We start from the raw sequence: 12460 nt of genomic DNA on the forward strand, positions 1-12460 counted from the left end.
ATCATCCCACCGTCAGCTGATTAGTTTTCTTCAGATACTTCGCAGGAATAGGCTTCCTCAGCTTCCACACCACGTTCATAGGCTTCGAGCCTTCAGATTTCACATAGTCCGCCAGTCCGAGGAAGGTATACGGCGCAGCACCCAGCTTTGTACTCTTATACTCACGAACAAATATCATCACGCTTGTACCCATGTCACGATGATGTATGTAGCGCTGACCGGTCTTGCTTTCGGGAGTTGTAGTGCTCTGGCTCTGCCAGTGGAACAGCTCGCTGTTGATGGAATAATCATTGTACATGGTGGTGGGCGAATAGTCCTTGTCCGACTTGTTGAGTGTTACGAACAGCAAGTCGGTCTTTTTATTCTCCAGATACTTCACGCCCTCACGGACGGTATCAGGCTTCATGAAGTCAAGCACCACAAGTATCTGATCTCTCGTATAACTGCAATGCACGTCCAGCGGACAGTCATAGTCCACCTGCACAGGCTCGTCAATAAAGTCTATCTTATCGTATTTGTAGTACATCAACTCAAGTATTTCACTGAGCATCACAGGCGAGTTTGCTATCTTGCGGAAGCCCTCAAGCAGGTCACTGAAACCGCAGTCCTCGTAGGACTTCTGCCATATTGTGAACTGCAGCATCTGCCACATTCTCTGCTGAACACCGTCAAAATCATTGATGCTGTAATTGCCTATCTTCGGCAGATAATCTATCACAAGTTCAATAAGGCGATGAGAGTCGATGTATGAAAGTCGGGGCAGTGCCTTAGTGATAACTTCCTCAATATCTTCGGTGAAATTTGGCTTGACCTCAGCCTGCACACACAGCCTTGCAAAGCTGTTTTTCGTGCCGTAAATCGCGCTGATATCAAGATCGTAGTAGCCAAGGAAATTGACAAGAGTAAGAGCCTTTCCGCTGTCCTCTGTGAAGTTTGCAAGGCGCTTTACAATAGCGCTCTTGTTTCCCACAGCCTGTCTGATATTGTCGAGAATGTACTTCTGCGCCTGCTTTTCCAGCTTGATATAACAGCCCTTGGGCAGCAGGGGAAAGCCATTCTCTATCTCGTCCCTGACACTGCACTGAGTGTTTCCGAGAAGAGCCGCAAACTTTGACTCGAAATTATACTTCATATGTGCTTGACCGATGAAATCCAGCACCGTCAGGCAGTCCTTGCCGTCGCTGAGACGCAGACCACGTCCAAGCTGTTGCAGGAACACCGTTAAACTCTCGGTAGGACGCAGGAACATCACAGTGTTGACCTCGGGGATATCCACACCCTCGTTGTAAAGGTCAACGGTGAAAATGAACTTTATCTCGCCATTCGCCAGCTTATGCTGTGCCGAATCACGTTCATCTTTCTTGCTGTCAGCGGTCAGGGCGATGGACGGGATATTGTTCTGATTGAAACGCTGAGCCATATAATCTGCGTGCTCCTTCGACACACAGAAGCCCAGTCCCTTGACCTTATCCATGTCCGCAACGTACTTGTTAAGCTCTTTCAGGATAAGCATGACACGTATATCGTTGCCAGTGTAGACATTGGAAAGCGCAGCCCTGTCATAACCTCCGCGAGACCATTTTATATCGTGAAGGTCAACCTCATCGGACACTCCGAAATAATGGAAAGGACACAGCAGCTTCCTGTCTATAGCTTCGGGCAGACGAATCTCCGCAGCGATACGGTCATCAAAATAGGGCAATATGCTCTTGCCGTCCATACGCTCGGGAGTAGCCGTCAGACCGAGAAGTATCTTCGGTTTGTAGTATTCCAGCAGACGCTGATATGTAGGCGCAGCGGCGTGGTGGAACTCGTCCACGATGATGAAGTCGTAGTAGTCGGGGGAGGTTATCCTGTCAAGAGCCTGAGAGTTGAAAGACTCAATGGAGATAAACAGGTTTTCAAGACTTTCGGGCACGATTCCGCCAACGCAGAGGTCACCGAAATTCGCATCGTGGAGCACTCCGCGGAAGCATTTTATACTCTGCCTGAGAATCTCTTTTCGGTGCGCCACAAAGAGAAGTCTTGCACGTCCGTTCTGCTGACGGAAACGCTTGTAGTCGAATGCGGAAATGACTGTTTTGCCCGTACCCGTTGCGGCAACAACAAGGTTCTTCCAGTGATGACGTATCTCACGCTCGGCAGTCAGCTTGTCCAGTATCTCCTGCTGATAGGAGAATGGGCGTATATCAAAGCTGTAATTATCATCAGTGGAATGATACTTCTCGGCTTTCAGCGCCTGCATCAGATGCATCCTGTCATCGGGAGAATACAACGAAAAATCGGTGCTGTTCCAGTAATTTTCAAAGGTCGCATTTATCTTGCGGATAGTGTGAGGCTGGTCGTGAGCTGTTATTTTCAGATTCCATTCGAGACCGCTTGTCATGGCGGCATTGGACATATTCGAGGAGCCCACATAGGCAGTCGTGAAGCCAGTGTCACGGTAAAATACATATGACTTCGCATGAAGCCTTGTACGCTCGGTGTCGTAGGAGACCTTGATTTCTGTATGGGGCAGTTTGCTCAGCTCCTCCACCGCTTTCACATCGGTAGCGCCCATGTAGGAGGTCGTTATAACACGCAGCTGACCGCCCCGGGCAGTGAACTCCTGCAATTCGTCGATGATAAGCACCAGTCCGCTCCACTTGATGAATGACACAAGCATATCAATCTTGTCGGCGGAAACTATCTCCTTTTTCAGCTCGGTCATCATCTGAGGTTCGTGGCCTGCGCCTGTGAACAGGGAACTTGAAGCAAGAGATGTTTCGGGACGTGTCATAGTTATGCGGCGTTTCATAGCGTCAGCATTGTTCTGCATATTGGCAACAGCAAGAAGCTGTTCTGCACGCTCGTCAACGCTCATACCGTCGAACTCCTCATCGCCTGTAAGCTCGGTAACAGCCGAAACTATCCTGTTTGCAAGTCCAAGTTGTCCCTCAATATCATCGCTTGAAAGGCAGGAAAGCCCCTTTTCGATTATCTCGGAGAGGTATCCCGAGAGTATCTGCGGAGCTTCGGCTTTGTCGATATTTCGCTTCTCAATGAGCTGCTGACTTTCGTCAAGCTCATTGGACAGGTCTTTATTGATGACTTGTTCGTAAAGTCCGGGTTTGAGCATAGGGGGACACCTCCGATAATTTGTTAAACGAGCAGTAATTGTTTGTAATATTATAACATAATTTCTTGCAACTTTCAATATATTTTGCTTATTTTGGCGTATATTATGAAATAAAGAAAGGCATCCTGTTGATTTTAACAGAATGCCTTTGTAATTATATAAAAACGGCTCGAACAGTTTGAATACTTTCTCAGTAACATTGATATTCATCAGAAAATCTGCCCTGTTTCAACGTCTGCCTTGACGGTAAACTTGTTCGAGAAGTGCAACTCCTCCACAACTATCACTGCCGAATCATTTGCATCTTTTCTGAGAGAACCTACAAAAGTGATCTGCTTCCCTTTGGAGTAGAGATAGTTCACCGCTCTTGCATTGTCTTCAACGGCGATACAGTTGAAATTATCCGTCCCGACAGTATCAATGCCCCTGCGTTTCGGCTGTTCGACAGCAATGCCGAATTTGCAGTACCTCATATCGTCCTCAGTGGTAAGGACAGGCTCGGAAGTGAGCCTGCCTGTCATCATAACTTTGTTCAGCATATTTATCTCCTTTCAGTCCTCGTCACTGCACTCATCAAGTCCGTGTATGAGCTGAATGTAAACACACTCTGCCCGGTCACGTTCCTCGCCCTCGGTAGTCATCATCTGCCTGAGGAAAAAATCCTGTGCTTTCTCACGGTCTTCCCACACTTCTTTTCTGCCGTTGCAGACAGTAGTTACCCTGCGTGTTTTTGGCATTGCCAGCTCTGAAACTTTAAACATAAAAGCACCTCAATGATCTGTGTTTGTGACTCCATTATAATCGCCTGAATTCCGGAAGTCCAGCGATGTGGAATGATTGTAATAATTCTTGTGAAATGCGCAGCAATTTTAAAAGATTGCCCGGTACAGGGCGCACATACAAACTTAATGCTTCACCTTCATATTTAACCCAATGAAAAATCGGAGCGGCTCCCATATTTTATTCATGCTTTCTTTGATCTCAGAGAACTCTTTTTCGTAATCATAGCAGTTACGTTTTGCACAGTAAGCGATCTGCGTGATATTCGCTGAAATATTTGCAGCAAGGCGGTTGATCTCAAACAATTCCTTTTCGTCAAAATGGACGATGTTACCGTCCAAAACCATTGCTCTTAAAAAGCCTGCGAATGTCTGCATTCCGCTGTTCTGAAACTTACGTTTGAACGCAGCAAGTTCTTCCTCTGAAACTCTGAGCTTGATACAGTGTGTACGCTTCTTTTCTTCTTTCATTTTTACATATTTCCTCTCTTTATTTTTTGTTCGGGGTCTTAGGGGCAGAAGCCCTCTGACAAGTTGTTGCATCAGAGGGGGATCAGAATTATTGTCCCCCTCTGATGCCGTGCTTGCTACTCTTGAATACTCCCCTTTGTGGCGTGTTTACATCTGAGCCTTTCGGCTCTGTATTTTCTTTCTCTTTTGGAGCATAAACGCCCTGCGATTTGCTCCATGATCATATTATAAAATCCTTGTGCGCTGTAATCGCGCAATTAGTGCGGCAGTCTTATGAAAATTATTATCATCACTTTCAGCATTATAAGTAACAGAAAAGCTCTCGGAATATTTTTTACTCCGAGAGCTTTTGCTTTTATCATTATATTTTTATTTCTGTACTCTTATACTGTACATATCTTCATCAAGTTCTGCTTTATTTACAAGCAGATTTATAACATCTGCAACATAGCTGATATTTTCGTGAACAAAGCACCATAAATTGATCCTCTTACCGTTTCTGATCCATATATCATAACTGTGTCCGTCTCTGCCGCTAATTTTGTCATAATCATCAGGCAGACCAATATTGCAGAAATCAATTATCTGATTTGCTTCTTTGTCCAAGAATTCAATCTCATTTATGGGAGATATTTTAGCGATTTCTTTTTTATATTCATCAGTAGTAATCAACTCACGAATTGACATCTGTTTTTCTGCAAAATATTTACGTGCAATCGTACCTGCGCATTCAGCAAATTTTATGTTGGGAAGGCCTTTCCGCCAATAGGCTTTTATGGAATTATCAGGCATTTCGTGAATTTGAAAGTATGCATCGCCAAGCTTCCAAAAAGCATTGATATTCATTCTCAGTAATATTCTTTTACTGTTAATTTCAAACGGATAATATTTGTCCATATCTGCCTCCTATCTTCAATCAGTATATTCACTCGATATTATTATACATCTGCAAAGCACTTTTGTCGAGTCGGTTCATCATAAACCTGCGCATTGTGGCATTTTATCTGCTGTGCAAACCTGCGTATTCAGGGAGTTTCAATTCAAGGTTGCAAGGTTGCAAACATTAAAAAAACTTGCAACCTTGCAATCTTCCTCTTTATGAGTAAGTGCGATGACCGATAATGCGCTGTTTCAGCTTGCTTACTAATCCGAATCCAACATTGCAAACGTCTGATATCTTTGCAATCTTCAAAGGCTTCTGTTCCGTGTCCGGGCAGGAGCTTTTTTGTTTGAATTATACTGCTGTATCTGTTGATAACAGTGCGGTCTTACAAAATTGAAAAATAGTTTTCTGATAATCAATGGTTTTGCATTGAATCTGAAGACTTTTCAGCCCTTTAGTGAAGGTTAGTGCAAGTTATAACAAGTTGAAGCAGCCTTAATTGTAAACTTTTTATGAACATTTCGCCATTTTAACCCCAAAAGCTCAAAATTCTCGGTAGATAAGTGAAGGGCATTATAAGCTGAGTCAAGTTACTGGATACTGTTGGTAGAAAAAGTATGGCAGAACAAGTTAAAAGAGCTTTAATTGTAAACATTTTGTGAACTTTTCTCGAAATCTATGTCCAAAACTCAAATTTGTCGGTTGATAAGTGAAGGGGTATGAATCTGCCACAAGTCAGACCACGTTTTTGAGTGAAAAAAGAAATCAGAAAAACATACTTTACGAACTGCCATTTCTTCGGTATATAAGTGAAGGCAGAATGCAATGACACATCACGTTGCAAAGCATTATATAATTCCTCACAAAAATACGGCTCTCAGATTGTGAAGCTATACAAAGTTTTTTTGAACACTTTACGATACCGCTAATATTTTGGTAATGAATATCAGAGGGGCAGGAAGCTTGTGCAGGCGTGCATATTGACCTTCAAATAATAAGAAAGGGCGTGAAGCCATTGAAAGAACTGAAGATCACCAGTGAGCTGATCTACATGGACACTATCCGGGCGACGGAAACGAAGTGGTTGTGGTATCCGTACATACCCTTCGGGAAGATAACCGTCATCCAGGGTGATCCGGGAGAGGGCAAGACGACGCTGATACTGAACATTGCCGCTCGTCTTACGCAGGGCATACTTCCGCAGTCGCAGGAGAAGTGCGAACCCATGAACGTCATCTATCAGACAGCGGAGGACGGACTTTCGGACACAGTAAAGCCGAGACTGCTCAGTGCAGGTGCGGACTGCTCCCGTATCATCGTGATAAACGAGAGCGAGAGGAACGTCACAATGTCGGACAAGCGTCTCGAAGCAGCTATTGCACATACCCATGCGAAGCTGGTCATACTCGACCCTTTGCAGGCGTATATCGGGTCTGAGGTGGATATGCACCGTGCCAATGAGATACGTCCCGTAATGTCGCACCTTGCGTCCATAGCGGAGAAATACGGCTGTTCTGTGGTGCTTATCGGTCACATGAACAAGGCTATGGGTATGAAATCGACCTATCGTGGACTTGGCTCTATCGACATCACAGCCGCCGCCAGAAGCGTACTTATTGTGGCGAGGGATAAGGAGAATCCCAATTTCAGAGTAGTTGCCCATACGAAAAGCAGTCTCGCTCCCGAGGGGAAAACTGTTGCCTTTGAGCTTGATCCCGACAGCGGTTTTCATTTCAAGGGAGAGTATGACTGCAACATCGACGAGATACTTCTCGGTGTTGGTTCAATGTCCAAGGGCAGGCAGGCTATGGAGCTTTTACAGGAGGAGCTGAAAGACGGAGAGGTATCGCAGAAGGTCATATCAGCAAAGGCGAAATACTCCCGTATATCGAGCCGCACACTGAATGAGGCAAAGAAGATACTCGGTGTGAAGTCAGTCAAACGCAACGGTCAGTGGTTTTGGGCACTGCCGAAAAATGAAAACGAATAATTGTGGAGGGTTACATTATGAGTAATACTGAAAAGAAAAGAATCGTGGACGATATCCTTGAGCTGCTTATACAGCTTACCGACGACGGTGTAGAAGCACCTGTAACAAACCGTGAGAGCGTTCCGAAGCCTGTGGAGATGCTCACCATCAAGGAGTGTACAGAGGTCATTCAGGGGCTTTCTGAGCACACTGTGCGTCAGCTTGTGGCACAGGAGAAGATAAAGTCGGTACGTACCGGTGAGGGCAAGCGTGGCAAGATACTCGTCAACAAGGCTGACCTTGTGGCGTATTTCCAGAAGTGACCGTATTTGAACAGGTCAAGGAAGCAGTCGATATGAGGACAGTTGCGGAGGGATACGGACTTCAAATAGACAGGTCTGGAATGTGTTTGTGTCCGTTTCATGCGGAGAAAACTCCCTCCGCTAAAGTCTATCCCCATAACATTTACTGCTTCGGCTGCGGTGAGTCTGCGGACGTTATAGGCTTCACGCAGAAGATGTTCAGCATTGCCGAGCCTATCGAAGCAGTAAGGAAGCTGAACGATGATTATGGTCTGCATATAAGCGTGGGGGAAGCTCCTACGACTGCGGAGATGTCCGAGTATCATAAGCGTATAGAAGCTCGGAGAGCCTATGAACAGTGGGAGAAACAGGCGTGGAAAACACTTCACGACTACCTGTGGCAAATGCGTCAGTGGCGTGAGCTTGCACCGAAGTCACCTGATGATGTGCAGGACGAGCGGTTTGTTTACAGCCTGCATTACCTTGATTATGCGGAGTACCTATGCGATGAGTTTATCCATGCAGACAGGTCGGGGAAACTTGCTATGCGTAGCATCATTGATCAGCTTAAAAAGATTCAACATATTATGTAATGAAAGAATAAAGAGCTCAGATATTTAACTGTTTCTGAACTCTTCAAGAAATTATAAGATTGTGTTTTCACTATTGTTATTGTTGTTTTCGTTAAATAAAAGTTTCTCTGAAATATATACAACACCTTTATTCATCAAGTACTTTGCCAGCATGAGATAGTATTCTTCTATTTCGATTGGTTCTGTGATTTTTTGCAAGGTTTCTCCTGCTTTGGTGAGCATTACATTTCCTACATTTAGTTGTGGAGCATTGCTTTGAAATTTATCAATATTCTTATTTATACATATCTCGTATAGTCCTTCGTGACAATCAATTACATATCCAACAATTCCATCGAATTTGATGAGCCCTAAAGCTTCCAATTCGCTAATTGCTCCGAAACTTAGTCCTATTTTATCAAAAATATTCTTATTGCCATTATAAGGAACAATCATTGCTTGGTCGTTTTCAATTTCTTCATTAGGATCTAACGGTTTGATTTTAACCGTCATACTACAAATAATTCTGAAAGCGTTGGCTAAATCAGAAGTAATTTCTGATAGTATTCTTATCATGTTTAGCGGAGTTGATCCTGGGGCTTCAAATTCATTAGCAAGTATTTTTCCCCATATCAACTGCATATCTTCGGAACTGACAAATTTAGCTGAATCCATATATCGGTCGAGCCAGTCTTCATTAACACCTGAGTTTTCAGAAAAATCAGTACCTTCTTTCGCACACTTAAATGCTATATCAGCAATAGACTCTTGATTTTTCCATCTTTTCAAATCACTCTTTGCACTTAACATCAAACGAGCTTTTACATCTGGGGATAAATCAGAATTCTGTATTTCCGACATATATGTATCTACAGTCTTTTTGGTCGTTCCCAAATAAGGAAATAGCATTCCAAATAAACCAACAGTTTTATCAAGCACGTTTTCATTAGTTGCTAATTCCAATGCAGCCTCTGCAGCTTTTGTTTTTAAACCCATAGCCCTTTTCTCCTTTTTTAAAATCTTGATTCTGCAATCATTTTACACATTATAGCATATTTGAGTATAAAAAACAATAATTTGGAATCTATAAAAAATCGATTCTTTATAAATAGAACTGGTGTTTAAATAGAAGATATCCTTTGGGCAAATAAATTATATAAAAATACAGAAAAACTCACTTTGTGCGGCGTACCTTGACAAAGCCTATGTGTTGCGCTACAATTGGTATTGGAAAGGTACGCTGTGATATTACCGAGGAGGGTAATTTTATGGCTACTATTAAGAAACGCGGCGACAGCTACTCCATAAGAGTGAGCTGTGGCTATAACAGCAAAGGCAAACAGATGATACAGTCCATGACATGGAAGCCAGAAGATGGTATGACCACGAAGCAGATCGAGAAAGAGGTCAACAGGCAGGCTGTCATGTTTGAGGAAGCCTGCAACAAGGGCTATCAGAGCAAGGCGATAAAGTTTGAGGTGTTTGCCGAGCAGTGGTTTGAGGAGTACGCAAAGCCGAATCTCAGAAACACTACATACGAGCGTATGCTTCAGCTCAGGGGCAGGATATATCCTGCACTGGGTCACATGAGAATGGACAAGATAACCCCGAGGCAGATACAGGCATTCGTCAATTCTCTTTCAAGAGAGGGAGCGAATGAACGTACAGGAAAACCTCTTGCACCAAAGACCATAAGGCATAACCTGAGCTTTGTGTCCGATGTTTTCAGCTACGCCGTAAAAATGGGCGTAGTGACTGATAATCCGTGTTCAAAGGTAACGTTGCCGAAGAACTATCAGGCTGAGAAGAAGATCTACACGCCCGAACAGGTGCAGAAATTCCTCACACTGCTGAACAATGAGCCTCTGAAGTATCGCACATTCTTCAACCTGATGATATTCAGCGGTTTCCGCCGTGGTGAGATGCTGGGACTTGAGTGGAAAGATGTGGACTTCGAGAACAACATCATCAGCGTCCGTCGTACAAGCAACTACACATGCAAGAAGGGAACGTACACCGATACCACCAAGACAAAGAAGTCACAAAGAACGCTGAAGTTTCCGCAGGAGATAATGGATATGCTCAGAGAGTACAAGGATGAGCAGGATATGCAGGCTCTCAAATGCGGTGACAAGTGGGTGGATACCGACAGACTCTATACCAAGTGGAACGGACTGCCTATGCAAAACGGTACGCCTTACTTCTGGCTCGGTGAATTCTGCGAGAAGCACGATCTTCCGTTTTATGGTCTGCACAGTTTCCGACATCTGTTCGCTTCACTTCTTGTCAACCAGGGCGTGGACATCGTGACTGTTTCGGGAGCGTTAGGACACTCGACAGTTTCTACAACAAGTAATATCTACTGTCATATGTTGGAAGAAGCACAGGCGAAAGTCTCAGAAGCAGTCAGTGCAGCACTTGATTTTTCAGGCAATAAAAAGGAGCCGGGAGGTGAATAACCTCCGGCTCTGAAAACGACGTTTTTTTGAAATAAAGAACAAACAAAGAACAAAATGCATTTTTACGGATAAAAAGAAATTCGCAAATGGCGATATACCGTCATTTGCGAATTTTTAGTTAAGTGACCCGTACGGGAATTGAACCCATGATTCCGCCGTGAAAGGGCGATGTCTTAACCTCTTGACCAACGGGCCATAATGGTAGCGGCAGTAGGATTCGAACCAACGACCAATCGGGTATGAACCGAGTACTCTAGCCAACTGAGCTATGCCGCCATAATTAGGCAGGCGTCACCTGCGACTAAATTATTATAGTACAAAAAGGAAGAAAAGTCAAGTAAAGGGAGAAATAATCTCTGAAATTCGTTGACACGTACAAAACCACGAGATAAAAGAGGGGGACAATTAGTGAAAATAGTGTGAAGCTTCCCGCGGGTTCTGTATTTATGATCTGTCCTTTTGTCTGAATATGAGTGAGGCAATAAGACCGAATAGCAGAGCTGCGGTTATGCCTCCTGCCGCTGCGGTAAGGCCGCCTGTGAAGATACCCAGCAGGCCGTCGGCTGCAACGGCTTTTCTTATGCCCTGAGCGAGAAGGTGTCCGAAGCCTGTCAGCGGAACGGAAGCTCCTGCACCTGCGAAGTCCGCAAAGGGGCCGTATATGCCCGCAGCTGAAAGCAGGACTCCCGCCGTAACGAAGCCCGTGAGTATCCTTGCGGGAGTAAGTCCCGTAAAGTCGATGAGGAGTTGTCCTGCGGCACAGACAGCGCCGCCGATGATGAAGGCCTTGAGTATATCCATGAACATAGTATCAGTCCTTTCCGAGGTGTATGAGGTGGGATATGGCGGGTATTGAGCTGCCCTGCTGTACCGAGAGGGGAGACATGAGAGCTCCCGTGGCGGCAAAGAGGATATTCCCTGCGTCTCCCCGTTCAAGTGCAGGGAGGAAGTATCCGCAGAGCACGCTTGCACCGCAGCCGCAGCCCGAGCCGCCGCAGTGGGTGTCCTGACTGCTGCCGTCGAATATCATCATGCCGCAGTCGCGGTGTACGGAGGAAATATCCGTTCCCTGCTTCAGGAGTATGTCATTGAGGAGACTGCTGCCCACAATGCCCAGGTCTCCCGTGACGATGAAGTCGTAATCCTCGGGAGCCGTTCCCGTAGCGGAGAGATAGCGGAGGATGGTGTCCGCAGCGGCAGGAGCCATAGCGCTGCCCATATTGTTTATATCGGTGATACCCAGGTCGGCGACGGTACCTATGCAGCCTCCCTTCACCCTTATGCCGCAGCTGCTGCGAGAGAGTATAACAGCTCCTGCGGCGGTACAGGTCCACTGAGCTGTGGGAGTACGCTGGCCGCCGTAGGAAAGGGGAAATCGGAACTGTCTTTCCGCAGCGGAGAAGTGAGATGAGGTAAGAGCGAGGGAATGTTCTGCAATGCCTGCCTCTGTCATAAGGGCAGCTGTGATGAGTCCCTCTGCCATAGTGGAGCAGGCTCCGTAAAGTCCGAGGAAGGGGCAGCCTGTTTCCCGCATGGAGTAAGCCGAGGCTATGCACTGGTTCTCAAGGTCCCCTGCGCAGGCAAGGTCAATATCCTCAGCAGAGAGCCCCGCCTTTCCGAGAGCCAGGGACAGGGTGTCCAGCTGGAGCTGAGTTTCTGCCTGTTCCCATGTGTCTCTGCCGAAGTGGCTGTCGGTGACCACTCTGTCGAAGCAGGAGCCGAGAGGTCCCTGACCTTCCTTTTCGCCTGCAACTGAGGCGTAAGCGTTGATATAAACTGGAGCACTCATGCGGAAGACTCCCTTTGATAGAAATTCTGCCATGATGATACCTGCCTTTCGGAGATATTATGCGGCGGAAATGCTGAAATATACATGGCTTGCAAAAAACACGGACAGAAATGCTCCG

12 protein-coding genes and 2 tRNA genes are annotated in these 12460 nt (G+C 45.5%); 4 read left to right on the forward strand and 10 right to left on the reverse strand.

From position 1 onward, the window contains the following. Position 1: 1 nt before the first annotated feature. From RF007C_RS13175 to RF007C_RS13195, 5 genes are all read right to left on the reverse strand, one after another. Positions 2 to 3118 (reverse strand): DUF3427 domain-containing protein, encoded by a 3117-nt coding sequence (locus RF007C_RS13175; protein ID WP_037300452.1) that lies wholly within the window; start codon positions 3116 to 3118, stop codon positions 2 to 4. A gap of 209 nt (positions 3119 to 3327) precedes the next feature. Continuing rightward, positions 3328 to 3657, reverse strand: a complete 330-nt coding sequence (locus RF007C_RS13180) for a single-stranded DNA-binding protein (protein WP_037300454.1) — start codon at positions 3655 to 3657, stop codon at positions 3328 to 3330. A gap of 12 nt (positions 3658 to 3669) precedes the next feature. Continuing rightward, positions 3670 to 3879: a hypothetical protein gene (locus tag RF007C_RS13185; RefSeq protein WP_037300457.1), complete on the reverse strand. Its 210-nt coding sequence runs from the start codon at positions 3877 to 3879 to the stop codon at positions 3670 to 3672. 144 nt (positions 3880 to 4023) lie between these two features. Next, positions 4024 to 4368, reverse strand: coding sequence for a plasmid mobilization protein (locus RF007C_RS13190; protein ID WP_037300459.1), 345 nt, complete (start codon positions 4366 to 4368; stop codon positions 4024 to 4026). 369 nt (positions 4369 to 4737) lie between these two features. Next, entirely contained in the window at positions 4738 to 5265 is a 528-nt protein-coding gene (locus RF007C_RS13195; RefSeq protein ID WP_037300461.1) for a hypothetical protein, read from the reverse strand. A gap of 1001 nt (positions 5266 to 6266) precedes the next feature. Here RF007C_RS13195 and RF007C_RS13200 point away from each other — a divergent pair. Genes RF007C_RS13200 through RF007C_RS13210 form a run of 3 tightly spaced genes read left to right on the forward strand, consistent with a single transcriptional unit; the run spans position 6267 to position 8115 of the window. After that, complete coding sequence (locus RF007C_RS13200; RefSeq protein ID WP_037300664.1) at positions 6267 to 7241, forward strand: ATP-binding protein; 975 nt, start codon at positions 6267 to 6269, stop codon at positions 7239 to 7241. 17 nt (positions 7242 to 7258) lie between these two features. Continuing rightward, positions 7259 to 7543, forward strand: coding sequence for a helix-turn-helix domain-containing protein (locus RF007C_RS13205; protein WP_037300464.1), 285 nt, complete (start codon positions 7259 to 7261; stop codon positions 7541 to 7543). Next, entirely contained in the window at positions 7540 to 8115 is a 576-nt protein-coding gene (locus RF007C_RS13210) for a CHC2 zinc finger domain-containing protein (RefSeq protein ID WP_275450844.1), read from the forward strand. Before RF007C_RS13205 ends, RF007C_RS13210 begins: the two co-directional genes overlap by 4 nt. A 51-nt stretch (positions 8116 to 8166) precedes the next feature. Here RF007C_RS13210 and RF007C_RS13215 read toward each other — a convergent pair whose 3' ends face one another. Then, positions 8167 to 9090 (reverse strand): DUF2806 domain-containing protein, encoded by a 924-nt coding sequence (locus RF007C_RS13215; RefSeq protein WP_037300467.1) that lies wholly within the window; start codon positions 9088 to 9090, stop codon positions 8167 to 8169. A gap of 272 nt (positions 9091 to 9362) precedes the next feature. Between RF007C_RS13215 and RF007C_RS13220 the strand changes: the two genes are divergently transcribed. After that, positions 9363 to 10553 carry a tyrosine-type recombinase/integrase gene (locus RF007C_RS13220; RefSeq protein ID WP_037300476.1) on the forward strand — a complete coding sequence of 397 codons (1191 nt, stop codon included), beginning with the start codon at positions 9363 to 9365 and terminating at the stop codon, positions 10551 to 10553. Positions 10554 to 10676: 123 nt separating this feature from the next. On the opposite strand, the gene RF007C_RS13225 is transcribed toward RF007C_RS13220, so the two are convergent. The 4 genes from RF007C_RS13225 to RF007C_RS13240 form a co-directional block, all read right to left on the reverse strand. Further along, a tRNA-Glu gene (locus tag RF007C_RS13225) sits at positions 10677 to 10748 on the reverse strand. 4 nt (positions 10749 to 10752) lie between these two features. Next, positions 10753 to 10829, reverse strand: a tRNA-Met gene (locus RF007C_RS13230). Between the two features lie 168 nt (positions 10830 to 10997). Beyond that, positions 10998 to 11354: a SpoVA/SpoVAEb family sporulation membrane protein gene (locus RF007C_RS13235; RefSeq protein ID WP_026052939.1), complete on the reverse strand. Its 357-nt coding sequence runs from the start codon at positions 11352 to 11354 to the stop codon at positions 10998 to 11000. 10 nt (positions 11355 to 11364) lie between these two features. After that, on the reverse strand, positions 11365 to 12375 hold the full coding sequence (locus RF007C_RS13240) for a stage V sporulation protein AD (RefSeq protein ID WP_037300486.1): 1011 nt from the start codon (positions 12373 to 12375) through the stop codon (positions 11365 to 11367). Positions 12376 to 12460: the final 85 nt, after the last annotated feature.

The sequence above is a fragment of the Ruminococcus flavefaciens 007c genome, assembly GCF_000571935.1.
Lineage (GTDB): Bacteria > Bacillota > Clostridia > Oscillospirales > Ruminococcaceae > Ruminococcus > Ruminococcus flavefaciens_F.